This window comes from Candidatus Zixiibacteriota bacterium (assembly GCA_040756055.1).
Classification (GTDB): domain Bacteria; phylum Zixibacteria; class MSB-5A5; order GN15; family FEB-12.
Map to the genome: position 1 here is coordinate 225,301 of JBFLZR010000001.1, position 26,711 is coordinate 252,011.

The following is a 26,711-nucleotide window of genomic DNA, read 5'->3' on the forward strand; positions in this document are numbered from 1 at the left end:
TTCCGGGTGCGTGATTGCCGCGTCGGCTTGAGTGATTGCGAGGCAGCGCGCCGCCATGAATTTTCTTGACAGTATGTCGAAAAAGAGTATAATACGACGCAATTTTGGCCCAATGACCCCATCGTCTAGTGGCCTAGGACACCGCCCTTTCACGGCGGTAACACGGGTTCGACTCCCGTTGGGGTCATTTTTTTATGCCCGCTTTCCCGTTTGGCCTACTCCGTTTTGTATAACGCTCGTATCGCTCCCGTTGGCCACTAATCGCTTGCCCCGCGCCGAATTTCTATATAAAATGATAGTCCTGAAAAACTGATTGTGAATAAAAGTTTTGAATGACTAAATAAACGGGTCGCTGGCCATCGCAGCCCGGACCCGTGGAGGTTCAAATGGGAATTTATCGCGTACCACCACCAAAAAATGAGCCGATCCTTGCTTACGCTCCGGGTTCACCCGAAAGAGCCAAACTCGTCAAGGAACTGGCCCAACTCAAGGCCAATCCGCTGGAAATCCCGCTCGTCATTAATGGCAGAGACGTTAAGACAGACAAGAAAATTGAGATAACATCTCCCCACAACCACAGTCTTAAACTCGGCTTCTATTATCAGGGTAGTGAAGCCGAAGTAAAAAAAGCGGTCGATGCCGCTATAGAGGCTCAGAAATCCTGGGAGCACATGCCCTGGGAACATAGGGCGGCTATCTTCTTGAAAGCGGCAGACTTACTGGCCGGCTCCTATCGCCATAAGATGAATGCCGCCACCATGCTGGCCCATTCCAAAACCATCTTTCAGGCCGAAATTGACTGTGTATGCGAGTTAGTGGACTTCTGGCGCTTCAATGCCTATTACATGCAGCAAATTTATGAGATTCAACCGGAAAGCGCTCCGATGATCTGGGATAGACTGGACCATCGCCCGCTCGAGGGTTTCATTTTCGCCGTGACGCCGTTCAATTTCGTGTCGATCAACGGCAATCTCCCGACCGCTCCGGCGATGCTGGGCAATGTTGTGGTCTGGAAACCGGCTTCAACGGCCGCCTACACCTCGCATATTCTCATGCAGATATTGCGCGAAGCGGGGCTTCCCGATGGCGTCATCAACCTGATTTTCGCCCGCGGCGCGGCAATCGGAGACACCGTTCTTCGTAATATACATCTGGCCGGTATTCACTTTACCGGTTCGACGGCGGTATTTCAGAACATGTGGAAAACGGTCGGCGAAAATATCGCCAACTATCGGGCCTATCCGCGCATTGTCGGTGAAACCGGCGGTAAGGACTTTATTGTCGCGCATCCTTCCGCCGACCCGAAAGCGCTGGTGACGGCGATCGTGCGTGGGGCCTTTGAATATCAGGGGCAGAAATGTTCCGCGGCTTCACGCTGCTATATCCCCGAATCGATCTGGAAGATCATCAAGAATGACCTCGTGGCGCAGGTCAAGGGCCTCAAGATGGGCGATCCGGAAGATTTCACCAACTTTGTCAGTGCCGTTATCGATAAGAGCGCGTTTGAGTCTATCACCGAGTTTATCGATTTCGCCAAAGGAGCCAAAGACGCTGAGATAATCGCCGGTGGCAAGTATGACAGCTCAAAAGGGTATTTCATCGAACCCACCGTCGTGGTGACAACCGATCCTCACTTCAGACTAATCGAGGAAGAAATTTTCGGCCCGGTGATCACTCTGTATATCTACAAAGATGATGAGTACGCCAAGACACTGCATCTGTGCGATCAGACTTCACCGTATGCTTTGACGGGCGCTATTTTCTCCACCGATCGCAAGGCGATCGAATTGGCCGAGAGAACGCTTCGTCACGCGGCCGGCAATTTCTATATCAATGACAAACCGACCGGCGCTGTAGTCGGCCAGCAGCCGTTCGGCGGTGGTCGGGCATCGGGCACGAACGACAAGGCGGGCGGTATCCAGAATATGCTTCGCTGGGCCTCGCCGCGGTCGATTAAAGAGAATTTTGTGCCGCCGCACGATTACCGCTACCCATTCATGGGGTAAGTGGCTGAGTTGTGTTGGCTGAGACGATCTGAAGGCCGTCGGGAATCGAAACCCGACGGCTTCTTCTCATGTTATTCAGTCTGTCAACATAACTGGCTTTTGGATAATGAATTAGAGGCACCATACATGTGCCGCGTCTGAGCGGATGGTCTCTTCGCTGGCCTCAAGTTATGCCGATGTTCTACCGTTAATAGATATATGGAAATACGTCAGATTCTCCACTACAATCTTTTCGAAAAAATCGGCGAGGGAATCAGCGGCGAGGTTTATCGGGCCTGGGATAATGACCAGCAAAAACCGGCAGCCGTAAAAATCCTCAGGAGAACGCCCGCCTCGCAGCATCTGACCGACCGCCTTTCGACGGCGAGGGCGCTGATTCACCAGGAACACCCGAATATCGGCCGGATATATCACGTGGTCGAGAAAGGCGACCTGACAGCTGTTGTCATGGAGCATGTGACAGGTCAGAGTCTGGCCGACATTATCAGCTGCGAGGACAAAACCGACTACAACATACTCGACATATTCGCCCAGGCGGCTCGGGGTCTCAAGGAAATTCACGCCATGAAACTTCTTCACGGCAATCTGAAACCGAGCAACATAATGGTCAGTTCGGAAGGGATCGTCAAGCTTATCGACGCCGGACTGTCATTGTTTGAAGATTATCAGCTCAACCCGGAGTTCGAGGCTCCAGCCGAGGCATACCATTATCTTTCACCCGAACAGGTCCTCAACCAGGACATCACTGTCAAATCCGACCTTTTCTCGCTCGGGGGAATTTTCTATCGCTGCGTTGCCGGAGAATTGCCCTTTGACGGTGTTGACGCTAACGATATCTGCCGATCCATTCTCGATTACCAGCCCAATTTCACGGCGCTTCGAAGCCGGGGAACCTCCGGAGACAAGATATTACTTCTGGAGAAACTTCTGGCAAAAGAACCCGAAGACCGCCTGACCAGCTCAAGTGAGCTCGAGATAACGCTAAGGGAAATGCGGTCGTTTCACGATGATTACCAGAAGCTTCAGGCTCTTATGAAGCCGCCGCCCAGTTCGCGCCGCTATGTTTCCATAGCCGTTTTGGTCGCTTTGCTTCTAATATTCTGGTACGTGGTGACTTCGGGCCGCCACTGAGGCGGGAGCGCCCCTGCCCTGGTTATCGTGTTGGTAACCCTCCAAAAATCTGTTTACTAAGCCGAAAAAAAGCCTATTTTGTAAGGTTGCCGCCGTATGCCAGATGAGAGCAGGCGGCCGGAGGAAAATGAAATTAAGGCATAATTCAGAAGAAATCGAAATCAAGTCCAGTCTTCCGCTGATACCGCTGCGTGACGTAGTCGTATTTCCCCACATGATATACCCGCTTCTGATTGGACGCAATTTCACAATCAATGCCCTTCAGCAGGCATTAAACGATGACAAACAGGTCCTGCTGGTGGCCCAGAGACAGGCCGATGTCGACAGCCCGGAACTTGCCGATCTTTACCGGGTCGGTATTGTCGCAAGAGTGCTGCAGGTTATGAAGATGCCGAACGGCACTTTCAAGGTTCTGGTCGAGGGTCTGGTGAGGGCGAAAATAGAGCACATGAAAAAACAGGCGGGCTATTTCCAGACCGAGATAGAAGCCATCCCCCCCGACGAAAGGCCCGCCGATCGAGAAACCGAAGCGTTATCCCGCTCGGCCATTGAGCGGTTCTCCGAATATGTCAAACTGAACAAACGCATCCCCGAAGAGGTCCTGGTTTCGCTCTCGGCGATAGGCAGTTATCACCAGAAGGCCGACAGCATTGCCGCTCATATCCTTCATCGCATGGAAACCAAGCAGCAGATCCTGGAGACATACACGGTCAAAGAGCAGTTTCAACTCCTCGGCGAGATTCTTAAGGAAGAAATAGAAATCCAGAAGATAGAGCACAAAATCGACGGTTCGGTACGCGATTCAATGTCACGCAGCCAGCGCGAGTTCTATCTGCAACAGCAGCTGAAAGCTATCAAAGATGAACTGGGGCAGTTCGATGAGCCGCCGGCCGAAGTCGACGACCTCTATGCCAAGCTGGAGAGCTACGATTATCCTGCACCCGTTAAGGCAAAAGCCGAGGATGAAATCAAGAAGCTGTCTAAAATGCACCCCTATTCGGCGGAATCAGGCGTGGTGCGCGCATATCTCGATTGGCTGCTTGATCTGCCGTGGAACCATCCCACCAAAGATCAGACCAACTTCAAGAAAGTAAAGGCGATTCTCGACGGTGACCATTTCGGATTGCAGAAACCCAAGAGCAGGATACTGGAGCACCTGGCCGTCATAAGATTGGCCGGTAAAGTCAGAGGCCCCATACTCTGCCTGGTGGGTCCTCCCGGCGTCGGCAAAACATCGGTCGGGCGTTCCATAGCGAGGGCGCTCGGACGGAATTTCGTGCGTATGTCGCTGGGCGGCGTGCACGACGAAGCAGAGATACGCGGACATCGCCGCACCTATATCGGAGCGCTTCCCGGAAGAATAATTCAGTCGATCAAAAAATCGGGATCGTCCAATCCGGTCTTTCTGCTCGACGAAATCGACAAAATCGGCAAAGATTTTCGCGGAGACCCGGCTTCGGCGCTGCTGGAAGTGCTCGATCCGGAACAGAATAACACCTTTACCGACAACTACCTCGAAGTCGAGTATGATTTGTCCGACACCCTGTTTGTCACGACCGCCAACACCGTAGTCACGGTCCCGCCGGCGCTGAGAGACAGAATGGAAATTATCCGGCTGCCCGGTTACCTGGATTTCGAGAAGGTCGCCATCGCAAAAGATTTCCTGCTTCCCAAATTGATCGAGGAGCTCGGTCTGGAGAAAGTCGCTATTGAGATCAAGGAGCCGGCCCTGCTTGATATAATCAACAGCTACACGCGTGAAGCGGGCGTACGCGAGCTGGAACGTCAGTTGAGCGCCATGCTCCGTAAGATAGCCGTAGATATAGCATCAGGGAGAAAAATCCGTAAGGTTTCGCTGACCAAAGCCAGGGTCCGCAAACTGCTCGGTGTACCCAAATACCTGGATACCAACGTCAAGGCCAACCCCACTATCGGCTATGCCGTCGGACTGGCATGGACGGAACTCGGCGGCGATGTCTTGCCGGTCGAGGTTGTCTTGATGAACGGCAAAGCCAAACTGACCCTGACCGGTTCGCTCGGCGATGTAATGCAGGAATCCGCCGTAGCCGCGTTGTCCTATATCCGAAGAAACGCAAATACGTTCGGTCTCAAGGCGAATTTCTTCGAGAACCTCGAGGTTCATGTTCACATTCCCGAAGGCGCGGTTCCAAAGGATGGCCCCTCGGCAGGCATTACGCTTCTCACCGCCCTGCTGTCGTCGTTAACCGGCATTCCGGTTCGAACCGATATAGCCATGACGGGCGAGATCACCCTTATCGGCGATGTTCTTCCCGTTGGTGGTCTGAACGAAAAACTTCTGGCGGCCAAACGCCTCGGCATCACTGAGATAATACTGCCCGAAAAGAACCGCAAGGATATCACCGAGATGCAAAAGGAGCTTCTCGATGGTCTCAAGCTCCATTTCGTACGGCGGGTACGCGATGTCTTGAATCTGGCCATGCTCGACACTCCATTCGTCAAAGCAAGGGCCGACCGCCGCATGGATTTTGGAATTCGCCTGTAGGGCAGGGTAATAAGATTATAACCTCAGAATATAGATAGTTTGTTTTGAAACAGATGAATTGCCGATTTGTGGGCTCTTTCTACAAGTATGACCAGACTCCCCGCGATAAGCGGCCCCAGGTAGCATTTGCCGGACGATCAAACGTCGGTAAATCCTCTCTCTTGAACAAGCTCACGGGTCAGCGAAAACTGGCCAAGGTCTCCAACACACCCGGTAAAACCCGATCGCTCAATTTCTTTCTCGTCAACGACAGATTCTATTTCGTGGATCTTCCCGGTTACGGCTACGCCCGAGTCTCCAAAACAGAGCGGGCCGGGTGGGCAAAACTGCTCGAAGAATATTTGGAGAAAAGTGAAAATTTACGCGGCATTGTGATTCTCATGGATAGTCGCCGTGAACCCACCGACCTTGACCTGCAGCTTTTCGACTGGTTGTCCCGAAGACAACTTCCGGGAATAGTCGTCGTTACCAAGGCGGACAAATTGAACCGCGACAGAATAAACCGCCGGGTCAGGCAGGTCGAGAGCGATTTCGGCTTGACAGCGATACCATTCTCCACTATAACCGGAGTTGGAAAAAACGAACTTCAAAGCGCCATTATGGAATTACTTGGATAAGCAACTAATTTACAGACAGAGAAAATATGAATAAGAACAAAGTAGTTATTGGATGCCAGTGGGGCGACGAGGGCAAGGGGAAGATTGTCGATCTGCTGGCGGCCGAGTCCGATATCACCGCCCGGTTTCAGGGTGGCGCCAACGCCGGACATACTATCTGTGTCGATGATAAGAAATACATCCTGCACCTGATTCCTTCGGGAATCATCCACCCCGGCAAAGAATGTGTCATCGGTAATGGTGTCGTGCTGGATCCTTTCGGATTCAAAGAAGAACTGGAGTTTTTGAGCTCCCAGGGAATCTCTTATCACGGCCGTCTGTGGGTGTCGCCGGCGGCCAACCTGGTGCTGCCCTACCACAAGCTTATCGATGCCGTCGAGGAAAAGAGCCGGGGGACAGCCAGCCTCGGAACGACCCAGCGCGGAATCGGCCCGGCTTATGTTGACAAGGTGGCACGGCACGGAATCCGTCTGGCCGACATCATGGTACCTGACAGGCTGAGAAAACGGTTGGAGTACCAGCGCGTCATCAAGAGCAAGTACCTGACCGGTTCCGATGATGAGCGCGCGGATCTTGACCGGACGTACGAGGAACTGCTCAAACTGACCGACCTGTTCAAGCCGCTCATGATCGATGTGTCGTTGTTTCTGCACAAGGCGCATCGCGGCGGCAAAACGATTCTTTTCGAGGGAGCTCAGGGGGCGCTGCTCGATGTTGACCTCGGCACCTACCCCTTCGCTACATCATCGAACACCACTACCGGTGGCGCTCTAACCGGACTTGGAATCGGCGTGAAGATGATCGACGAGGTCGTAGGCGTGATTAAAGCCTATACCACGCGTGTGGGTGCGGGCCCGTTCCCGACTGAGCTGATAGATGAGACCGGAGAAGAACTTCGCCGCATCGGTGACGAGTTCGGCGCCACCACCGGTCGGCCGCGCCGCTGCGGCTGGCTGGACCTGGTATCGCTGCGACACGTGGTCCGTATCAACGGTGTCGACTCGATTGCCGTCACCAAGCTCGATGTTCTCGACAACATGTCAGAGATCAAGGTTTGCACGGCCTATGAATTCAGGGGCGAGCAGATTACCGAAGTCCCTCTCGACCTGGCTGAACTTGCATACGCCAAACCGGTTTACACTACTCTGCCGGGCTGGGAAAAAGACACTACGGGTACGACCCGCTTTGAAAATCTGCCGCAGAAGGCTCAGGACTACCTGAACTATATCGCGAAAGATCTCGGGGTCAGAATCTGTATCGTTTCGACCGGCGCAAAAAGAAAAGAGACCATTTCAATTCCAACCTAAATTAGGGAGTACATGCAGTGAAGAGAATTTTGATAGTGTTGCTTATGGTCCTGTTCGCCGCGGGAGTGACTCTCGGCGACTCAACCGAAGTCAACAAAGAGGCGGAGAAAGTGCAGCCAAAAGCTGATTCGACTGCGGAAAAAGGCAAACCTGAATTGATCACCACCGAATCGGGCCTTAAGTATGCCGATCTGGTCGTCGGCACCGGCAAAGAGGCCGTCAACGGTATGAATGTTCAGTGTCATTATACTCTTTGGTTCGCCGATGAAAACGGCGAGAAGGGCCAGATGGTCCAAAGCTCCAAAGATATGAACGAGCCGTTCATATTTGAGGTCGGTTACAGAGGCCTGATCAAGGGCTGGAATGAAGGTATGCTGGGCATGAAAGAAGGCGGCACCAGAATGTTGATCGTCCCTCCGGAACTGGGCTATGGCAACAATCCGCCTCCGGGGATTCCAAAAAACCAGACCCTTATTTTTGAACTGGAGTTTTTGAAGGCTATGTAAACGGCCTGTGGCGAGAGGCTTGAGAGATAGCGAATATAAGGAAAGGCGCCCAGGTTGGGCGCCTTTTCTATAACTACAAAGAGGTATGAAGGCGTTTCAAGTACGTTGCCAAAATACCATAAACGAAAAACCTCTTTGTCACCCGAATGTCATTTTTCACGAAAATTCCGAGTTTTTTTGAATTGTGACTGGAGTTAAGGGCTATCCGCGCACCGTTCGACCAGAAATCGTTTGACAATCCTGCCTTAATTGGTATTTTAGCCTCACGTTACGCCGGAAAACCGGCGTTGCGGGGGTGTAGCTCAGTGGTAGAGCACCTGCCTTTTAAGCAGGGTGTCGATGGTTCGATCCCATCCACCCTCATTTTTTTTGCAGGCAATCTCCCCAAAAGGCATAAAAAAAACTTCCGGTCACTCTCGAAGACCGGAAGTCTATGTGATAGGTTGGGAACACACATTTTGAAGCTGCGAGGCGCAATTTCACTAATTATACTTCCGAGCCGGCCGTTTGGTTTGAAAAAAATCAAAATGACGCCGCCCCGTGAGTTAATATCTTGCGCCGCAAAACCGATTCTGTTTTAATTGGAAAAACAACAACTGTCGGCAGGTTTTATCTAATTTCCGGAGTTTGCCATGGATTACAGGACAAGAACAAAAATCGCCAGAATACTCATAGATGACCGGGTAGCGCCCGATTCCAACGTAACCATTCTCGGCCTGGTCAGGACTGTTCGAAGAAGCAAAGACGTGGCTTTTGTCGATGTAAACGACGGGTCTTGCATGGGCAACCTTCAGGCAGTTTTCGCCAACCCGGAAAAATTTCCGGTTTTGGAGAAAATTCTCACCGGAGCCGCCGTCAGAGTAAGGGGCAGGCTGATAACCTCGCTCGGCAAAGGTCAGAAATACGAACTCGCGGCCGATTCCATAGATCTCGTTGGCGAGGCGGATTCGTCTTACCCGCTTCAAAAAAAACGCCACAGCTTTGAGTTTTTGCGCGAGGTCGCCCACCTTCGCCCACGCACCAATACATTTGGGGCCACCAACCGGATACGCTCAAAGCTCTCGTACGCCATTCACAAGTACTACCAGGAGCGGGGTTTTTACTATATTCACACGCCGCTTATTACGACCTCCGATGCCGAAGGAGCCGGGGAGCTTTTTAGAGTCTCCACTCTCGACTTTGAGAACATCCCGAAAAAAGACGGCCGGATCGATTGGTCTGAAGATTTCTTCGGATCTCCCGCATTTCTTGCCGTATCGGGTCAGCTTGAAGGCGAGGCATTGGCCACCGCGCTTGGAGACATTTATACTTTTGGTCCGACTTTCCGCGCCGAAAATTCCAACACCAGCCGACACGCTTCGGAATTCTGGATGATCGAGCCGGAGATGGCCTGGGCGGAGCAGGAAGACAACTGGGACCTGGCCGAAGATTTCCTGAAATATCTTTTCCGCTTTGCTCTGGAAGAGTGCGCCGATGAAATGGAGTTCTTCGGACAGTGGGTCGATAAAGAAGTACGCCAGACTCTCGAATCCGTAATCAAGTCGAACTTCGAGCGCATCTCCTATACCGAAGTCATAAAAATACTCGAAGCCTCGGGAGAGAAGTTTGAATATCCCGTCAAATGGGGCGTGAACCTTCAATCGGAGCACGAGCGCTATCTCACCGAGAAAGCTCTGAAAAAACCGGCTATCGTTTTTGATTATCCGGAAGCGATCAAAGCTTTTTATATGTATGTCAACGATGATGGCCGGACGGTTCGCGGGATGGATGTTCTGGTGCCGCGCATCGGCGAGATTATCGGCGGCAGTCAGCGTGAACATAGGCTGGATGTTCTCACCGAACGTATCAAGAAGATGGCTCCGGAGAACATGGATGCTTACGCCTGGTATCTTGATCTGCGCCGCTGGGGCACGATGCCGCACGCCGGATTCGGTCTTGGCTTTGACAGGGCTATCATGTATATCACCGGCATGGCGAACATTCGCGATGTAGCCACTTTCCCGCGTGTTCCGGGCTGGGCCAAATTCTAGGCTAACATACCAATTTCCGGTCAAAAAAAAGCCCCGCACCGGGGGAGGGGAACGGTACGGGGTGATCAAGACGTCACTGTTGTCAGATCATGTGCTCGTTGATCCGGACGCCTTGTCTTTACATTTATTTCATAAAACAATAACCTGCGTCTTCTGTTTCCAAGTAAACCGAAATTAGTGAAAATTTGCACAGAAATCAAGACAAAATTAAACCTAAAAGTGGATTTTAAGGTTGTTTTTGTAATGTAATCGCTTGTGGCCGTGAGACAAAAACCAAGAGCGAATTATTTGACTGCATTATTGAATCATTTTTCAGTATAATCCAGTCACATGAGTGAAAAAGAATTAGTTGCGAAGGCTCAGGCGGGCGATTTTCAAGCGTTCGAAGCTCTGATTAACGCCAACAAGGGGAAAATATATGCCCTGGCCCTCAAGATGACAGCGAACCCGCAGGATGCGGAGGATATAGTACAGGAAACGCTGATAAAAGCAATTGACAATATAGAGCAGTTTCGAGGCGAGTCTTCATTCGGCACCTGGCTTTACTCAATCGCGCTCAACCAGTCGCGGGCGCATCTGGCAAAGCAAAAGCAAACGGACCTCAAGCCGATTGAAGATTACCTGCCGACCCGTTCCGCCGATGAAATGCACAACCATGGCGGTCACAAGCTTTTTGACTGGAGAGACCCGCATAAAGTTTTGGAAGATGATGAACTTAGAAAGATGATAGACGAAGCAATAGCCGCTCTTCCGGTTCAATATCGGGAAGCATTCTTGCTCAGATACTATGAAGAGTTGTCGATCAAAGAGATTGCGAAAATCATAAATGAATCGGTGGCTTCGACAAAATCAAGAGTCCTTCGGGCGCGACTTGCCGTCCGCGACCAGTTATCCCGGACTCTGGAGGCACGCTATGGGACGTAAATGTCTGGACTACATAAAAGAGTTGAATGATTACATCGATGGCGACCTGGATCCTGCGCTCTGCGAAGAGATCGAGAAACATATCGGTCACTGCGAGAATTGCCGGATCATGGTAGATACCATGAAGCAATCGGTCAAGCTTTGCCGCGAGGGCCGTCCGGTAGAATTGCCAAAGTCGCTGGAGAGTAAGCTCAACAACCTTCTCAAAGATCGCTGGCAGATAAAGTTCGGGAAGTAGGCTTTAACGGTTACTTCGGCCGCACTATTAATAACAACGCCTGTGTTTATCCATAATCTCTATTAAATTATATTTCCCGCCCGCCTGAAACCAAATCTCTTCCTGCTGCTATACAACAGCTTAGGCGGCCAAGAGGGCGCGTAGAGGAATTTCCGCTATTTTTCTGAATCATTTGGCACCCAGGCCTATCTAAAAGGCTAAAGGCAGAAAAATTCCCTGAAAGGAAAAGAGCAGATGAGGCAGAAGATTACTGATTTTTCGATTAAACGTCCCTGGACTGTAATAGGCATAGCGGTCGTCATTACTGCTTTCTTTGCCACGCAATTTCCCAACATGAAGATTGACACCGATCCCCAGAACATGCTTGAGGCGGATGAACCCACCCGCCTGTTCCACCAGATGACCAAAGAAGATTTCAGTCTTCACGACTTTATAGCCGTTGGCGTGGTCAAGGAAACCGGCGCTTTCACGCCCGACATGCTCAACCGCGTCTACGATATCACCTACGAGATAGAGCAGCTCGACGGCGTCATCGTTGATGACATCATGGCCATCTCGACAGTCGACGATATCAAACAGGGCGCCGGTGGCTCATTAATAATAGAACCGCTTATGTCCGACAAAATCGAAACCGAAGATCAGGCTCAATATATTCTTCAGCGCATCAAAGACAGCCCCATTCTCAAAGGGAAATTGGCCTCCGATGACGGTAAGGCGATAGCCTTGTTCATCCCATTGGAATCCAAGGATGTTTCCCATCAGGTGGCCGGGCAGATCCGCGAGATCACCGACCGGCTGGGCGGCGACGCTACCTATCATATCGCCGGACTGCCGCTGGCTGAAGATTCATTCGGCTCGGAGATGTTCGTCCAGATGGCTTATTCGGCCCCGGCGGCGCTCCTGATTATCTTCCTGTTGCTTCTGATGTTCTTCCGTCAGGTGAAAATCATCCTGGCTCCGATGGTGGTAGCCCTGATGTCGGTGGTCTGGGCGATGGGTCTTTTGATTCTCACCGGAAACACCGTGCATATTATGTCGTCGATGATACCGATATTTTTGATTCCCATATCGGTGCTGAACTCGATTCACATCATATCCGAATTTCACGACCATTACAAACGCTACAAACACAAAGATGCCACAATACGCCATTCCATTAACGAACTGTTTGTGCCCATGCTCTTTACCTCTCTGACTACAGTGGCCGGCTTCATCTCGCTAGCTCTCACTCCGATTCCGCCGGTCCGCGTATTTGGCATCTTTGTGGCGTTTGGTATCGTGGTCGCCTGGTTTTTGTCACTGACAATCAACCCCGCTATCGGCATGCTGATATCGACCAAAGCTCTGCGCAATTTCGGCCAGGCCGATGACGCGCACGGTATTCTGTCAAGAGTCATGCACGCTTTCCGCAATCTCGCCCGTCGCCGCGCCAAGACGATAATCGCTGTTTCCGGAGCGGTTGCCGTTATTGCCGCGGTGGGTCTGTCACTCATCGAGGTCAACGACAACCCGGTCAAGTGGTTCAAAACATCGCACCCGATTCGTCAGGCCGACATGGTCATGAATAACCATCTGGCCGGAACCTACATGAACTATCTTGTCTTTGAAGGCGAAGACGATGACGCCATGAAGCGCCCTGATGTGCTCAATTATATGCAGTCGCTTCAGCGCGACCTCGAGAAAGACCCTATCGTCGGCGGCACCACCGGTCTGACCGACATTGTCAAGAAGGTGCGTTACGAGCTGTTCAGCGCCGACTCATCCAAAGCGGCCATTCCCGACAGTCAGACCGAGGTCGCCCAGATGTTGTTTTTGTTCGAGATGTCGGGCGGCGACCCGGACGATCTATTCAAATTCGTCACCAACGACTATCTGAAGTCCAACCTCTGGGTGCAGTTGCGAAACGGTGACAACCAGTCCGTGCAGCGCGTCGTTGACAGGGCAGACAATTTTATGGCGGCCAACCCGATCCCCGAAGGAGTACAGGTACACTGGGCGGGCCTGCCTTACATAAATATCGAGTGGCAGAAACAGATGGTAACCGGCATGAGGTCATCTCTGCTCAGTTCCTATGTCGTCGTGTTTTTCATGATGATATTTCTGTTCCGTTCGCTCAGATGGGGCATCATCTCCATGCTCCCCTTAAGCATTACTATCATGGCTATCTACGCCTTCATTGGCTACATAGGCAAACCGTACGACATGCCGGTGGCAGTGCTTTCATCGTTAACGCTGGGACTTTCTATCGACTTCGCCATTCACTTCATCCAGCGTATAAGGATGATTTACGCCCGCACCCGCAGCTTCAACGACGCCTACCACGAGATATTCGAGGGGGCGGGACGCGCCATCAGCAGAAACGTAATGGTAATCGCCATTGGTTTCATACCCATGATGTTCTCGACATTGGTTCCATACATCACCGTAGGTTCGTTCTTCCTTGCGATCATGGTGGTTTCCGGGCTGGTGACGATGCTGTTGCTGCCGGCTTTGTCGGTTACTATGAAAAAGTCGCTGTTCCCGGCCCTGGAGAAAGAAGCAAACCATGAGCCGCAGGCTTCTTCGAGCCGGGCCGCGGTTTAAAACGAAAAATGAGTAGAAAAGAAAATAGAAAGAGAAAGGACAAGTGAAATGAGAAAGGCGAGCATTTATCTGGTACTGGCGCTGATGGCGGTTGTGGCCTCAAGCGCATCCGCTTCCGAACAGGACGCGAACGAAATAATGAAAAAATCGCACCTGGCGTATTACTACGCCGGTGACGACGGCATGGCCGATGTCACCATGACCCTTATCGACAAGAAGGGCAAAGAGCGCAACCGCGAGTTCGCCATGCTGCGTCTGGATCTGGAAGAGGGCGGCAATCAGGATTATTACACCTATTTCCGCAAACCGTCCGATGTGTCCCGGCTGACCTTCATGGTCCACAAAACCGCCGGAGGCAACGACCAGCGCTGGATTTATGTACCGGCGGTAGACCTGGTCAAGCCGATTTCCGCGGACGACAAAAACTCCAGCTTCGTCGGCTCGGACTTCTCCTATGAAGACGTCTCCGGCCGTCACTGGAACGAGGACAAACACACTTTTGTCAGAGAAGACCAGCTCGACGGCAAATCGGTGTTTGTCATTGAGTCGGCGCCCAAAGTCGAGTACCAGGGATTCGCCAAAAAGGTCTCCTACATCGACCAGTCCAACTACCTTCCCCTGAAGGAAGAGTACTACGACAACAAGGGTGAGCTGGCACGCGTATTCACCGCCGAGAAGATCGACACCATAAGCGGCATCCCCACCGTCACCATCCGTTCGATGGAGAACGTGAAAAAGGGAAGCAAGACCATCGTCGATTTCTCCAAGATCAGCTATAACGTCGGTATCACCGATGACGTCTTCACCGAGCGCTACCTGAAAACGCCGCCGCGTGAGTACGTGAAGTAAGAGAGCGAAGGTGAGAGTATGAAGAAGATAGCACTTCTGTCGATTGGACTGCTGCTGACAGCAGCGGTCCCTTCGCAGTCCGAAGTAAATATCGACGGCTTCCTGCAGGGATTGTATGGCGGCCGGCTCGATGAAACCAACCCGACCTCGACCGAGCAGACAGCTTCCGAGACACGATTCCAGCTACGGGCCGAGCACTACGGCGATAAAGCCGAGTTCTTCGGCCGGGTGGATTTTGTCTGGGACGGCGCCGATAGTGTCGACTACAAGTGGGAGCTGCGTGAAGGATTCTTGAAATTCCGCGTCGGCTCCGGCTTCGACTTCAAGGTCGGACGGCAGGTGCTGACCTGGGGAACCGGTGACCTGATATTCATCAATGATGTTTTCGCGAAGGATTACCGGTCGTTCTTTATCGGACGCGACGACCAGTATCTCAAGGCTCCGCAGAACGCCCTGCGCGCCGAATATTATCACAACATCGGGTCGTTCTCCCTGATATGGACACCCCGGTTCGAAGCCAACCGACTCCCGACCGGACGTCGCCTGAGCTATTACAACCCGATGGTGCCCGGCATTGTGGGAACCGGTATAGACGACATGTATTATTTTGACCCGCCACTGCCGGAATCCAAATTCGAAAACGGCGAAGTAGCCACCCGCTTCCAGCGACAGATCGGCAATTTCAACTCCGCTCTGTATTTCTACAAAGGATTCTATAAGAATCCGGTCGGGATGGATCTGGTCAACATGACCGCCTACTACCCGAAACTCAATGTCTACGGCGCTTCGATTCGCGGCGCCATCTGGGGCGGTGTACTTTGGTTGGAGGGAGGATACTTTGATTCGCGTGAAGACCAGTGCGGAGAAAAACCTAATATCCCCAACTCTTCAGTCACTGGAATGATAGGTTTCGAGCGCCAGGTCGCTACCAATCTCACTATCAATGGACAGTGGCAAGCCGACTACATGCTCGACTACGACTACTTCGCCGCGCAACAAATGCCCGGAGTGTTTGTTCGCGACGAAGTCCGTCACCTGCTTACCAGCCGCGTTACCAAGAAGTTGAAAATGGAGACTGTTACCCTTTCCGGCTTCGTATTCTATTCCCCCAGCGATGAAGACATGTACCTTCGTCTGTCAACCGAGTACAAGTATACCGATGAGGTTACTCTTATGGCCGGTGCCAACATATTCGACGGCAAACATGAGAATACCGACTTCGGTCAGTTCGCAAAAAACGATAACGTGTACATAAAACTAACTTATGGATTTTAAAAGGGGGCTTAACGCCCCTTTTGGCCTCAGATAAGGAGCTCTGAAATGAGTTTGGAGAATTCAATCAGACTTCTGGCGGGCGCTTTGATAATGGGCTCGCTGGTTCTGTATTATTATGTTTCCCCCTACTGGCTGTTTTTGACGGCTTTCGTGGGCCTGAATCTGTTTCAATCGTCTTTTACCGGCCTGTGCCCGGCCGAAAAGATCATAAAGAGAGTATTCTACACGAAAAAAGCCGCCTGAGGCGGCTTTTTTCGTGTCCTGCGCCGCCCCAAAAAACTCTATACTTTGGCCAAAAATAGTGTATAATTTAATACTGTGTATAAAGTTAACATTGGGTTAAAATTATGCGGGATTTGTGTCGATATAGACTAAGTATGAAGGCTAATCTCCATCTTACAATCAAATCGCCGGGTATCTGCCTGATCCTCTTTGCTCTTGCCCTGATAAATGGCTGCGATAGCTCCGGGTCAGTCCGTACTTTGCCGCCAACCGAGACCTATCGTGTTGATGCGGTGCTGGTCAACGACCTGAACGCTGACCCCATTGCGGGTGATACCTCCCGTGTAGCCGTGCTGACCAAACGCAACGATTCATTATTTTTCACCGCCACGGTTACGTTCGGTAATGATACTCTGCGGATCAGGGAAAACACGTTTGCTTTCGACTCCGTCTATTCTTTCGACTTCGGACCCTCTTCGCTCGTGGAAACCGGCGCCTACACCCTGGGTATGGTGGATTCATCACGCTTCGGCGACACCCTTATAGTCTTTATACCGGATACTTTCAGCGTCGACGCTTACACGCCCGACTCGCTTATACCCAACACCAACGGGCAGGAGATGCAGTTGAGCTGGACTGCCTCGGCCAATTCCGATGGGTACATAATTGCCGTTGTTCTGGAAGACTCGGCATATACCGGTTATGGATACTCGCAGTACGTTACGTCACAGACTACATCGGCCACTATACCTCCGGACGCCTTCCGTCTCCCACCCGACACCGCCGGCGTGGCGCAACTCGATACCGGATGGTACAACATCTACGTGTACGGCTTCAGTGGACGGCCCGACAGCCTTATGTCTTGGCCGATGCTGCCGGTAAGAATTCCGTCTACCCTTTCCGATAACGTTGACGAGGGCGTGCTAACCGGCCGCATTGGCTCGGTGACCGTCACCAGGCGCGTTCGCACTCACGTTGTCAGCCAGTAAATTTCGCGACCATCAATATTCTGTTTTCGTGCGGGGCTCGGCCCCTTTTTTATTGCCCGCTTCTGTCCATTTGTCTAACTTTCCTCCATGTCCGACTACGATGAGCTTATAAAAGCCCTGGGGCGGCTTCAAACCGAACAGGTCAATCGCAACACAATCAACATCGACCGGTTGCCGGCGCTGGAGATTGTGCGGAAAATAAGTGACGAGGACAAGAAAGTTGCTTCAGCCGTTGAGAAGCGTTTAGCCGAAATCGCCGCGGCTGCCGAAATTTTCGCGCAGACAATCGCGGGCGCAGGACGCGTCTTTTATATCGGGGCCGGAACTTCCGGACGGCTCGGTGTTCTCGACGCTGCCGAATGCCCGCCAACCTTCGGGACCGACCCGAAACAGATAATCGGCGTCATCTCGGGTGGGTACGACACTCTCGTACTGTCTAAGGAAGGAGTCGAGGACAGCCGCGAGGCCGCCGTAGCGGACTTGAAAAGCCATAATTTCGCATCACGCGACTTCCTGATAGGATTGGCCGCTTCGCGCAGAACCCCGTACACAGTAGCGGGACTGCAATATGCCAAAGCAGTTGGCGCGAAAACTGCTTTTATAGTGTGCAACACCACCAGCCAGTTATCCGATAGAGAGCCGACACCGGATATTCTCATCGAACTCGAGGTTGGCCCCGAGGTGATCACCGGATCGACAAGGATGAAATCCGGCACGGCCCAGAAAATGACGCTCAACATGATTTCAACCACCGCTATGGTGCTGCTGGGGAAGACTTACGGCAACCTGATGGTTGACCTTCAGGCACGCTCGGAAAAACTGGCGGCGCGGTCACGCAAAATCCTGATGGACCTGTTCGAGATTACGTCGGATCGCGCCGACCAGGTCCTGCGACAGGCTGATGGCTTGGTGAAAGTGGCGGTCGTCATGCTAAAATATGAATGTGATGCCGCTTCGGCTCGCGACAAACTGAACCGAGCAAACGGATTCATATCGAAAATAGAATAATCATCCTAAAGAAATGGGGGTCAAATGAGTACAGCCAACATTACCAGAATGATTATAGCCACGCTGATGGTGTTTCTGCTGACTGCGGCGGGAGCGCTGTGGGCCGACGCTGAGTCAGAGCAAACCACCAGCGCACCGGCGCCCGGGCAGGTAGATTCCATCAAAGACAGCGTCTTCAGCGATATCAACGCCGAGTATCTGACTATAAAGCCGATCTTTGAGAAAAGTTGTTTCGACTGCCACAGCCAGAATACAGAATATCCCTGGTACCACAGTCTACCTCTCATAGGTGGTATGATGGATGATCACATTAAAGAGGGACGAGAACATCTTGACCTCAGCAATGATTTTCCGTTCACGGGTAAAGAGAGTCTGCCGGAACTTCTCGATGACATCAAAAAGGAAATCGCCGAAGAAAAAATGCCACTCTGGAGTTATCGGCTGATGCACTGGGGAACGCTTATTGAAGGTGCACAGCAGGATTCAGTGTTCAGTTGGATCGAGCGGGCCAAAGCCGCGATCAGTCCGTTTTTTGGCGATGAAAAAGCGGCGGAGACCTCTGAATCAAAGCAAGAACATTAGGTCGGTCGCATTGTAGTTTTCGCATTCGACCGAAGGCTCAACTGGTATGAAGCGCACCTGTTGCGACGGAATTTTCGTACCCCGGCGTTCAAACTCGTTCAAATGTACCGACAGGTACAATCACACCTGACTTTATCCTCTTTGCTAATATCACATAAGATATTGTTTATCCATAACTTAAGTTCTCCCGCTCAAAAACGGCACAGAAATTGTTGTGTTAAGGGCAGGCGGCAAAAACCTTAACCTTAATCAACGGACTTTCTGAAATGGTAAACAGCCTGATTGAAACGCCTCCAAGGGACCACTCGCACGGCGAGACGGTTTGGCCTCAAGCAGGCCAGCCTCGTGTGGATACCGTTGATGATTTTGCTGCTCCGATCCTTCGACAGACAGCCTCCGATTTTTCGACCGTCTACGAGGGATCGGTAAAATTTGAAAACGAGTTAGTGTGGGGTCGCCTATGTCTCGATACAGTAGTGAGCGTAGTACCTGACTTAAGCGGCTCATTTTCCAAAAACAGGGGCGCTGAAACCAACCACAGGGTGATACGTTTAGAGCCCAACTACATCTTTGACTTCATTCTTCCACTGACGGACCGACAGGGAGTAAAGTGGGCATCCAAGAGCACTGTCCCCATCGATAGTATTCGTGAGGATACTATCTGTGAGCTTGACGGACTGGTTCTCGATACGGCCACCATACTCGAATCTTCCCCCGAAAGCGATACCGGTGTCAGCTTTGTAGGTCATGTAACGTATCTACGACCGGAACCTGTAGCATCTTATCTTACAACTGGATTGCAGACTAGCACCTTTGTAGCACCTTTGCCCGCGGTAGGGTCAGCGCCTTTGGAAAAAATTTATGTTCCAGTGTTCGAAGTGGGCCCGTTAGCCTTAAGCTGAGGTCTACATTCGAATAAGCTCCAAACGGAATTGGAGCGGGGAAGAACTAAAGGAGAGTTTCTAAGTCCTTCATACCTTTGCCTTTACTGTAGAATCCCGGCGGCGCGAAAGCGCCGCCGGGGACGAAAAAAGGCATCTGACGGCAAGCGAAGGGCGACGGCGGGGTAAAAGCAGAACCTTTGCGAAGCAGATTTTGTTATAAAGATAGAGACCCACAGCAAACCCCCCTCTGTCTCTCTCAGAGACAGCCCTGCGTTGGGCAGGATTAGCGATAATCCTGCCCTAATTTTTTTCGCGATTTACTGATTGAGCTGCTGTTGGAGAGCGTTCAGAATGGAATCCACTTTCATAGCCGGGTTGACCTTTCCAACCACCTGCTTGTACAGCTCGACAGCCTCAAGTTTCTTCTCACGCGGCCTTTGCATGGCCAGGGCAGCCGCGAGAGTGGCTCGATATTGAAGTGAATTAGGGTCGATAGCTATCAATCGCCTGAGGATGAATTCAGCTTTCTCGAATTCTCCCATGGCGGTGTACAAAACACCCTTGATTTGCAGAAACTTCTCCTGCTCACCAAATCGGTCAATAGCCTGGTTTATGATCGAGAGGGCAAAAGCAAGTGAATCCGCCTGATGGGCAATAACAGCCATCTGGTAGTAACGATCCGGATTGTCCGGACTGCTCTCCAAAAGCTTTCGCATGTGGATAAAGGCGACGATGAAATTCCCCATTTTGACATTGAGATCTGCCAGTTTAAGGCGGTAGTGCTCCAGGGAATCTCCCGTTCCGATGAGTACGTTGACAGCTCGCGCGGCCGTCTCCCATTCTTTTAACTCAGCAGCTATTGGATAGATGGCCTGGTTGACCACGCGATCTTCCGGATGAAGCAAATCAGCGCGCTTGAGATAGAACAGGGCCGAATCCAGAATATACTCTCGCTGGTAGCTCATACCCATAAAGTACAAAACATCGCGATCGGAGGATTTCATCGCGACAGCCCTGCTCAGGTATGTTCGTGCTTTGGCAAAGTCCTCATTGAGATAAGCCTCCCGGCCTGCCTGCTCGTACTCGGCGAGGGTATTGGGTTCATTGCCGCAGGCAACCAGGGTCAAAAGCAGGACTACGAGATATCGGTATATTTTCATGAAACGTCGCTCGTCTTTCAATTTCTGTTTTCGCAAGATACTCAATTTGTATCGTCAATTCAAGACCGTATTAGACCGCCCACCACGGCGCGACACGAAGTTGATTGAAATTGACTCGAAATCTGTTTATTCTTAACTAACAATCGCCGGAAGTCCTGTTAGGAGAGTTCGCAATTGAATCAGAAGCAAAAAACGATACTGATCATGCTGCTGGCGGTGCATCTAGTTCTGCTCTACCTGGTTCTGTCACGTAATCTTGATTTCCTTTTCAACGATGCCTCTCACCGGATCGGTCCCGGCTCGGACTTTTGGGCTCTTTACAACGCTGGTAAGCACTGGCGGCTCGGTGACAACATTTATATGCGCGGTCCGGGCTATGGATTCAGATACCACCCTATTTTCGCGATGACGATTCTCTCCTACCTCTCATATCTCGCCCACCAACCCGCATACTGGCTGTGGGTCGCGATCAACGAAATCTTCCTGGTAATGTTTCTGGTTGTCGCTCGCAGAATGATTGTCAACACCGCCCATTTCCTCGTAGCCTGCGCGGTGATGGTTGGCTTTTCTCCGTATTACCTCGAAGTATACATGGGAAACGCCTCGTTCATAGCCGCTGCGGTACTTCTAATGGCTATCTACCTGCTCCAGCGCCGGGCACAACTCGGTGCTTATATCACCTATCTGGTCAGCATTTTGATAAAACCTGTCGGTCTGGCCTTACTTCCAATACTCCTGCTTCGCAGGCGGTTCGCGACGGTTTTTCTGACACTGGTAATCATCGCCGGGTTGGCACTGCCATACTTCATCGTTCATCCAAACGACTGGTATGATTTCGCCCGCGTCAATTTTGAAGGTTTCTCGACCACTCCCGGTTTCATGGTGCACGGAGGTAATCAGGGCTTTTACGGACTGATGGTGATGATCAGCGCATTCGCCAATCATGTACCGACGCGCGAACTGTACAACCTGACGCAGTTTTCTGATTTCAGTCGAATCCTGATCCGCGTCATACCGTATTTCTTCATCGCAGTCTCAGGCCTGGCAACGTATCGCCTCCGCCGCACCGACAATCTGTACATACTCGTGTTCTTGTGGTCCGCCACTTATCTTCTGGGCTATAAAGATGTCTGGGAGCACAGTTATGCATTTCTGGTTTTGGGGCTGTTGATGCTGTATCTCTCCCGCGCTTTCGATCCGAGGCTTCTTTTGATATTAAGCGGCGCAATCGCTCTGCCGACACTTTTCGCGTTTTATGACATACCGATGCGATCGCTCGGTATCAGCGATCCCGGCTGGTACTGGGATTTCAAAACCTCACTGCTTCATCATGCCACGAAGCCGGTGTTTCTTCTGGCTTTGTACCTTCTATCTCTCCGGAAAGCTTTCACCGGTCGAGTGCCGAATCTCCCCGAGTCGGGCTCAAGCCCAATGTCTATTGCGGGACAGCAACTTAGCGACTGACGCCTTGACTTTTTCGGTCGGGGCGGATTCTACAATATTGAGTTGACAGAATGGTGGACGGCTTGTATCTTGAACCCAAGAGGTTGCCGGGTCATTCATCCATAGAAATTGCTAACTTTGAGACGCACGAGATCACATTCTTGGTCTCAGCCCGATGAACCGTAAAAACACATCGGGAAAGAACCAAAGCTTTGTCAGGCCAAAAGTGTGACGCCGGCAGGTGCCGGCGGGCGACAAAATGAGGTTACCCAAGTAGCCGAAGCATCTTAAATTCGTATCTTTATTTACGGTCATCTCAGGTCCCTGGGGTGACCGTTTTTTGACAGCCTCAAGAATCTGTCTTGGAAAATGGCCGTGATTTGATTACCTTTACGCCCACCATTGATAGCGATTTTTTAAACACTTTTAGAAGCAACAGCCCTTAGCACGATGTCTGATTTCCTTCTCTCAATTCCATATCTGGGTGAATCGATGGCGCTATTGACCGCAATTGTCTGGGCCATCGCCGTTGTCCTGTTCAAAAAGAGCGGCGAGACCGTACACCCGGTCGGACTGAATTTGTTCAAGAACATGTTGGCGGCCGCGCTTTTTCTCCCCACTATTTGGCTCTGGGGAGGGAAACTGCTTCACGACGCTCCCGCGTGGGATTACCTGTTGTTACTGCTGAGCGGCGCGCTTGGTATCGGGATCGCCGACACCCTGTTTTTCCATTGCCTCAACCGTCTGGGCGCCGGACTGACCGCCATCGTGGATTGCCTGTACAGTCCGTTTATAATCGGGCTGTCTATGATCTGGCTCGGCGACGTGCTTTCTGTATGGCAAATAGTGGGAGTCATGTTGATTATATCAGCCGTGCTTACGGCGGCCCGTCCTCGAGGGGAAAACGGTCCTGACCGGCGCAACCTGATGTTGGGACTCACCTATGGCGCTCTGGCTGTGGCTCTGATGGCCATCGGTGTGGTGATAGCCAAACCGGTTCTTGACCGGGCGCCGCTTCTGTGGGTCACGGAGATCCGACTCATCGGCGGCGTTGCCATTCTTTGGATAAACCTTGCTTTCCATCCCGGGCGACGGCAGATAGTGAGATCCGTGTTTGCCTCAACCGGCCGCATATACACGGTAACCGGTTCATTGGTGGGCGGGTATCTGGCTATGGTCATGTGGCTGGCCGGAATGAAATTCACCCAGGTATCCACCGCGGCCGCTCTCAATCAGACTAACAATATCTTCATCTTTATCTTTGCCGCTCTCTTTCTGAAGGAAAGAATTGATCTGCCCCGTACCATTGGCATAATTCTCGCCGTCGGCGGCGCTTTTCTTGTTACCTTCGCCTGATTCCGCGTATCGACTCTGGTTGACTTTCGACCGCAATACCGTAGATTAGAGAATGACAAATCACGCAGACAACACCGAGATAATCCGCATCCTGGCGCTGAGCCATTTTTCATCCGTCCAACCCCGGCTTCTCGAGGTGCTGATAAGACACTATGGCAGCCTGGAGCGCATTATGGCCACCGATGCCGGTTCGCTGATGGCGGTCGCCGGCATGACGGCGGAAATAGCCAATCGCGTAGCCGAAGCGCCTTCGAAAATGACGCAAGCGCGGCAATATTACGAATTGCTCAGGAGCAAGAACGTTAATTTCGTGTCGCGTTTCGACAGCGATTATCCCAAGCTCCTGTTCGAACTCAACGACCCGCCCACGCTTCTGTATTACCGCGGTACACTGCCGAACGAAAACAGCAAAATCGTCGCGCTTGCCGGGGGTGACAGGGCAACAAGCGAAGGGATCGAGCTGACGGTCGAGGCTGCAAAGAAATTCGCGGAGGCGGGGGTGCAGGTCATTTCCTCGCTGGACAGAGGTATCGATTCCGCAACGCATCTGGGCGCAAAGGTCGGAGCAGGCAGGTCTTTCTCGGTTCTGGATAGTGGCGTGGACGAGATTTATCCCGACGAAAGCCGTCCGCTGGCTATCGATATTGTCAAGGACGGCGGCCTCATCAGCGAATATCCGCCCGACCAAAAATACCATACCGAGAATTTCAAAAGCTCTAACCGGATAATCGCCGGCCTGTCACAGGCGGTCGTGATGACAGAGTTCTATGACCATTCTATGCGCGCCCTTGATCTTCTCTCGTGCTGCAGCCAAATAGGCAAATTGGTTTTTATCCTGATCGATCCGCGCCACGGGGCTCTCACCGACAAAAACAGCCTTGAAACCGCTTACTCATCCGGCGCCATACCTATGGTCGGACTTCACCAGATAGACGAGATTGTCAAATCTCTGGTGTGAGGTGGCTTCATGGATGACCGCTACCTGACCATAGAGAAAACATCCACCGAAGAAACAAAAGTCAAAGGTTCGCGATTCATCGCCCGCGCCATTCGCGTGGACTCGCTTGAGCTGGCGCATGCCGAACTGGAGCATATCCGCAAACGCGAATACGCCGCCACTCACAACTGCTACGCCTATATCGTGGGAACGCCACCTCACGATGTCGCTTTCAAATATTCGGACGATGGCGAACCCAGCGGCACCGCCGGCCGACCGATTTACGATATCATCAGCGGCGCGGGTCTGACAAACATACTGATGGTTGTCACGCGTTATTTCGGTGGCACCAAACTCGGAACTGGAGGACTGGTCAAGGCCTATTCCGAGGCGGCCAGACTGGCCCTGGAAAGCGCCGGGGTCAGAGAAAATTTCGTTACCGATAAAATTAAAGTCGACATCGATTTTCCGTCATACGATAGTCTCCTCAAGGCAATCCATCGAAACGGCGCCAGGGAGATCAAGGCCGATTTCTCCGACCGGGTGTCAATCGAGATAGAGATTCGCCGGAGCAGGACCGATCAACTGGTAGGCGAAATAGTGGAGCTATCCAGGGGGAAGGCCGCGATTGAAAAAGTCGAATAAACCTGATACTATCGACTGTCTGGGGATGGGCATAATCCCTTATGACCTGCTGTTCAGCATCGATCGCTATCCTCTGCCGGGAATGAAGATCGACGCTTGCGATTTCTTCATGCAAGGAGGCGGACCCGTACCCAATGTAGCAATCGGTCTGTCGCGGCTCGGATTCAAAACCGCACTCATCGCGGTCGTCGGCGATGACCCATTCGGGAAAATCTCGATCGACGAGTTGAAGCGAGACCGCGTCGATCACCGCTTTGTCATCATCAAAAAGCAGCCTTCCGCGCTCGCCGCAGGCTGGGTAGAAAAGGAAAGCGGACAGAGGACAATGGTGCTCTCACGGCGAATTTTCGTAACGCCGGCGGATATCAAGACATCGTCTTACCCGATCCCGAAGATACTGCATCTCGATGGGCGCGATATGCCCGCGACACTGAAACTGGCCCTGTGGGCCAAACGCGAAAAGATTATCGTGTCGTTTGATATCGGATCGATGCGTAACGATGTCTTGGCGGTATTCCCCTATGTCGACCATCTGGTGGTAGCCGACAACTACGCTTTCCCCTTCACCAAAAGCGATTCGGCCAGAGTGGCGATCGACAGGCTGGCGAAGCTTTGCCCCGGTACAATCGTGGTTACCGAAGGCATCAAAGGTTCGACCGGTCGCGAGACGCTCAACGGCAGGACCGGAGAGTTCGTGTTCCAACCTGCTTTTAAAGTCAAGAATATCGATACTACCGGCGCCGGTGACTGTTACCACACGGGCTATCTATATGGTCTTTTGAAAGGATATTCGTTGTCGGAGAGAATGAGATATGGTTCAGCCGCGGCGGCGCTAAAATGCACCAGGCCGGGGGCCCGAAGCGGTATTCCCACCGAACCTCAGTTGCTGGCGTTTTTGAAAAGTAAACCAACCATCTACAGGTAGAGCAGTATGCTGGAGAATTTGATCGGGTTAGACAACACTCTATTTTTCTTTATCAACTCGACACTGGCCAACCCGGTCACTGATTTTATCATGCCGATAATCACCAACGATATGCTGCTCAGAGTGATTTACGGCGTGGCGATGGCGCTTATTCTCTGGAAGGGTAACGCGAAATTGCGCTGGCTGGTTCTTGTATCGGCGGCGACTCTGCTTTTGACCGATCAAGTCAGCGCCGGCCTGCTCAAGCCGATTCTTGCCCGCCCCCGGCCATGCCACGAGTTTTACGGTGTCCATCTGCTCGTCGGTTGTGGCGGGGGCTATTCTATGCCGTCGGCACACGCCGCGAACGCGTTCGGACAGGCCTGCCTGTTCACATTCTTTTACCGCAAATACGGATGGCACCTTTATGGCTTTGCCGCGCTGATTGCACTGAGTCGTGTGTTCGTCGGCGTTCACTACCCGGGCGATATCTTTGTCGGAGCGGTAATCGGACGGGTGGCCGGTGTATTGACAGCGACAATATTTAACGTAATCACGAGATTGATACGTCCCTGGCAATCAGGCGACTGA

24 protein-coding genes and 2 tRNA genes are annotated in these 26,711 nt (G+C 51.9%); 24 read left to right on the forward strand and 2 right to left on the reverse strand.

Annotated elements, in window-relative coordinates; translation table 11 throughout:
• The first annotated feature begins 114 nt into the window (after positions 1–114).
• The 18 genes from AB1483_01015 (at position 115) to AB1483_01100 (ending at position 18,791) form a co-directional block, all read left to right on the forward strand.
• Positions 115–187, forward strand: a tRNA-Glu gene (locus AB1483_01015).
• A 199-nt stretch (positions 188–386) separates the two neighbouring features.
• Entirely contained in the window at positions 387–2,006 is a 1,620-nt protein-coding gene (pruA, locus tag AB1483_01020) for an L-glutamate gamma-semialdehyde dehydrogenase (protein ID MEW6411034.1), read from the forward strand.
• 198 nt (positions 2,007–2,204) lie between these two features.
• On the forward strand, positions 2,205–3,137 hold the full coding sequence (locus AB1483_01025; protein MEW6411035.1) for a serine/threonine-protein kinase: 933 nt from the start codon (positions 2,205–2,207) through the stop codon (positions 3,135–3,137).
• A gap of 127 nt (positions 3,138–3,264) precedes the next feature.
• Positions 3,265–5,661, forward strand: a complete 2,397-nt coding sequence (gene lon / locus AB1483_01030; GenBank protein ID MEW6411036.1) for an endopeptidase La — start codon at positions 3,265–3,267, stop codon at positions 5,659–5,661.
• Between the two features lie 53 nt (positions 5,662–5,714).
• Complete coding sequence (yihA, locus tag AB1483_01035) at positions 5,715–6,278, forward strand: ribosome biogenesis GTP-binding protein YihA/YsxC (protein MEW6411037.1); 564 nt, start codon at positions 5,715–5,717, stop codon at positions 6,276–6,278.
• A gap of 26 nt (positions 6,279–6,304) precedes the next feature.
• Complete coding sequence (locus tag AB1483_01040; GenBank protein MEW6411038.1) at positions 6,305–7,585, forward strand: adenylosuccinate synthase; 1,281 nt, start codon at positions 6,305–6,307, stop codon at positions 7,583–7,585.
• A 155-nt stretch (positions 7,586–7,740) separates the two neighbouring features.
• Positions 7,741–8,091 (forward strand): FKBP-type peptidyl-prolyl cis-trans isomerase, encoded by a 351-nt coding sequence (locus tag AB1483_01045; GenBank protein ID MEW6411039.1) that lies wholly within the window; start codon positions 7,741–7,743, stop codon positions 8,089–8,091.
• 291 nt (positions 8,092–8,382) lie between these two features.
• Positions 8,383–8,454 (forward strand) — tRNA-Lys (locus AB1483_01050).
• Between the two features lie 269 nt (positions 8,455–8,723).
• Positions 8,724–10,121 (forward strand): asparagine--tRNA ligase, encoded by a 1,398-nt coding sequence (gene asnS, locus AB1483_01055; protein ID MEW6411040.1) that lies wholly within the window; start codon positions 8,724–8,726, stop codon positions 10,119–10,121.
• A gap of 330 nt (positions 10,122–10,451) precedes the next feature.
• The gene (locus AB1483_01060; GenBank protein ID MEW6411041.1) at positions 10,452–11,045 is read left to right on the forward strand and encodes a sigma-70 family RNA polymerase sigma factor; all 594 of its coding nucleotides are present in this window, start codon (positions 10,452–10,454) and stop codon (positions 11,043–11,045) included.
• Positions 11,035–11,283 (forward strand): zf-HC2 domain-containing protein, encoded by a 249-nt coding sequence (locus tag AB1483_01065; protein ID MEW6411042.1) that lies wholly within the window; start codon positions 11,035–11,037, stop codon positions 11,281–11,283. Before AB1483_01060 ends, AB1483_01065 begins: the two co-directional genes overlap by 11 nt.
• A gap of 234 nt (positions 11,284–11,517) precedes the next feature.
• A complete protein-coding gene (locus tag AB1483_01070; GenBank protein ID MEW6411043.1) occupies positions 11,518–13,866 on the forward strand; it encodes an efflux RND transporter permease subunit in 2,349 nt (782 codons plus the stop codon).
• Positions 13,867–13,914: 48 nt separating this feature from the next.
• On the forward strand, positions 13,915–14,715 hold the full coding sequence (locus tag AB1483_01075; GenBank protein MEW6411044.1) for an outer membrane lipoprotein-sorting protein: 801 nt from the start codon (positions 13,915–13,917) through the stop codon (positions 14,713–14,715).
• 18 nt (positions 14,716–14,733) lie between these two features.
• Positions 14,734–15,990: a hypothetical protein gene (locus tag AB1483_01080; protein ID MEW6411045.1), complete on the forward strand. Its 1,257-nt coding sequence runs from the start codon at positions 14,734–14,736 to the stop codon at positions 15,988–15,990.
• 45 nt (positions 15,991–16,035) lie between these two features.
• Positions 16,036–16,233, forward strand: a complete 198-nt coding sequence (locus tag AB1483_01085) for a DUF2892 domain-containing protein (protein MEW6411046.1) — start codon at positions 16,036–16,038, stop codon at positions 16,231–16,233.
• A 134-nt stretch (positions 16,234–16,367) separates the two neighbouring features.
• Entirely contained in the window at positions 16,368–17,201 is an 834-nt protein-coding gene (locus AB1483_01090; protein MEW6411047.1) for a hypothetical protein, read from the forward strand.
• Between the two features lie 87 nt (positions 17,202–17,288).
• Positions 17,289–18,209 (forward strand): N-acetylmuramic acid 6-phosphate etherase, encoded by a 921-nt coding sequence (gene murQ, locus AB1483_01095; GenBank protein MEW6411048.1) that lies wholly within the window; start codon positions 17,289–17,291, stop codon positions 18,207–18,209.
• A 24-nt stretch (positions 18,210–18,233) separates the two neighbouring features.
• Positions 18,234–18,791 (forward strand): heme-binding domain-containing protein, encoded by a 558-nt coding sequence (locus tag AB1483_01100; GenBank protein ID MEW6411049.1) that lies wholly within the window; start codon positions 18,234–18,236, stop codon positions 18,789–18,791.
• Positions 18,792–19,342: 551 nt separating this feature from the next.
• On the opposite strand, the gene AB1483_01105 is transcribed toward AB1483_01100, so the two are convergent.
• On the reverse strand, positions 19,343–19,540 hold the full coding sequence (locus AB1483_01105) for a hypothetical protein (protein ID MEW6411050.1): 198 nt from the start codon (positions 19,538–19,540) through the stop codon (positions 19,343–19,345).
• A gap of 452 nt (positions 19,541–19,992) precedes the next feature.
• Entirely contained in the window at positions 19,993–20,835 is an 843-nt protein-coding gene (locus AB1483_01110; protein MEW6411051.1) for a tetratricopeptide repeat protein, read from the reverse strand.
• Between the two features lie 174 nt (positions 20,836–21,009).
• Between AB1483_01110 and AB1483_01115 the strand changes: the two genes are divergently transcribed.
• From AB1483_01115 to AB1483_01140, 6 genes are all read left to right on the forward strand, one after another.
• On the forward strand, positions 21,010–22,299 hold the full coding sequence (locus AB1483_01115; protein MEW6411052.1) for a glycosyltransferase 87 family protein: 1,290 nt from the start codon (positions 21,010–21,012) through the stop codon (positions 22,297–22,299).
• A gap of 471 nt (positions 22,300–22,770) precedes the next feature.
• A complete protein-coding gene (locus tag AB1483_01120) occupies positions 22,771–23,634 on the forward strand; it encodes a DMT family transporter (protein MEW6411053.1) in 864 nt (287 codons plus the stop codon).
• A gap of 52 nt (positions 23,635–23,686) precedes the next feature.
• A complete protein-coding gene (locus AB1483_01125; GenBank protein ID MEW6411054.1) occupies positions 23,687–24,592 on the forward strand; it encodes a DNA-processing protein DprA in 906 nt (301 codons plus the stop codon).
• A 9-nt stretch (positions 24,593–24,601) separates the two neighbouring features.
• Positions 24,602–25,216, forward strand: coding sequence for a YigZ family protein (locus tag AB1483_01130; protein MEW6411055.1), 615 nt, complete (start codon positions 24,602–24,604; stop codon positions 25,214–25,216).
• Positions 25,200–26,141, forward strand: a complete 942-nt coding sequence (locus AB1483_01135; protein ID MEW6411056.1) for a PfkB family carbohydrate kinase — start codon at positions 25,200–25,202, stop codon at positions 26,139–26,141. Before AB1483_01130 ends, AB1483_01135 begins: the two co-directional genes overlap by 17 nt.
• Before the next feature lie 6 nt (positions 26,142–26,147).
• A complete protein-coding gene (locus tag AB1483_01140; GenBank protein MEW6411057.1) occupies positions 26,148–26,711 on the forward strand; it encodes a phosphatase PAP2 family protein in 564 nt (187 codons plus the stop codon).

Bases quoted from the DNA above. Each gene is read 5' to 3' on its own strand.
- pruA (MEW6411034.1), top strand. From the start codon at position 387: ATGGGAATTTATCGCGTACCACCACCAAAAAATGAGCCGATCCTTGCT.
- AB1483_01025 (MEW6411035.1), top strand. From the start codon at position 2,205: ATGGAAATACGTCAGATTCTCCACTACAATCTTTTCGAAAAAATCGGC.
- lon (MEW6411036.1), top strand. From the start codon at position 3,265: ATGAAATTAAGGCATAATTCAGAAGAAATCGAAATCAAGTCCAGTCTT.
- yihA (MEW6411037.1), top strand. From the start codon at position 5,715: ATGAATTGCCGATTTGTGGGCTCTTTCTACAAGTATGACCAGACTCCC.
- AB1483_01040 (MEW6411038.1), top strand. From the start codon at position 6,305: ATGAATAAGAACAAAGTAGTTATTGGATGCCAGTGGGGCGACGAGGGC.
- asnS (MEW6411040.1), top strand. From the start codon at position 8,724: ATGGATTACAGGACAAGAACAAAAATCGCCAGAATACTCATAGATGAC.
- AB1483_01060 (MEW6411041.1), top strand. From the start codon at position 10,452: ATGAGTGAAAAAGAATTAGTTGCGAAGGCTCAGGCGGGCGATTTTCAA.
- AB1483_01065 (MEW6411042.1), top strand. From the start codon at position 11,035: ATGGGACGTAAATGTCTGGACTACATAAAAGAGTTGAATGATTACATC.
- AB1483_01070 (MEW6411043.1), top strand. From the start codon at position 11,518: ATGAGGCAGAAGATTACTGATTTTTCGATTAAACGTCCCTGGACTGTA.
- AB1483_01075 (MEW6411044.1), top strand. From the start codon at position 13,915: ATGAGAAAGGCGAGCATTTATCTGGTACTGGCGCTGATGGCGGTTGTG.
- AB1483_01080 (MEW6411045.1), top strand. From the start codon at position 14,734: ATGAAGAAGATAGCACTTCTGTCGATTGGACTGCTGCTGACAGCAGCG.
- AB1483_01085 (MEW6411046.1), top strand. From the start codon at position 16,036: ATGAGTTTGGAGAATTCAATCAGACTTCTGGCGGGCGCTTTGATAATG.
- AB1483_01090 (MEW6411047.1), top strand. From the start codon at position 16,368: ATGAAGGCTAATCTCCATCTTACAATCAAATCGCCGGGTATCTGCCTG.
- murQ (MEW6411048.1), top strand. From the start codon at position 17,289: ATGTCCGACTACGATGAGCTTATAAAAGCCCTGGGGCGGCTTCAAACC.
- AB1483_01100 (MEW6411049.1), top strand. From the start codon at position 18,234: ATGAGTACAGCCAACATTACCAGAATGATTATAGCCACGCTGATGGTG.
- AB1483_01105 (MEW6411050.1), bottom strand. From the start codon at position 19,540: ATGACCTACAAAGCTGACACCGGTATCGCTTTCGGGGGAAGATTCGAG.
- AB1483_01110 (MEW6411051.1), bottom strand. From the start codon at position 20,835: ATGAAAATATACCGATATCTCGTAGTCCTGCTTTTGACCCTGGTTGCC.
- AB1483_01120 (MEW6411053.1), top strand. From the start codon at position 22,771: ATGGCGCTATTGACCGCAATTGTCTGGGCCATCGCCGTTGTCCTGTTC.
- AB1483_01125 (MEW6411054.1), top strand. From the start codon at position 23,687: ATGACAAATCACGCAGACAACACCGAGATAATCCGCATCCTGGCGCTG.
- AB1483_01130 (MEW6411055.1), top strand. From the start codon at position 24,602: ATGGATGACCGCTACCTGACCATAGAGAAAACATCCACCGAAGAAACA.
- AB1483_01140 (MEW6411057.1), top strand. From the start codon at position 26,148: ATGCTGGAGAATTTGATCGGGTTAGACAACACTCTATTTTTCTTTATC.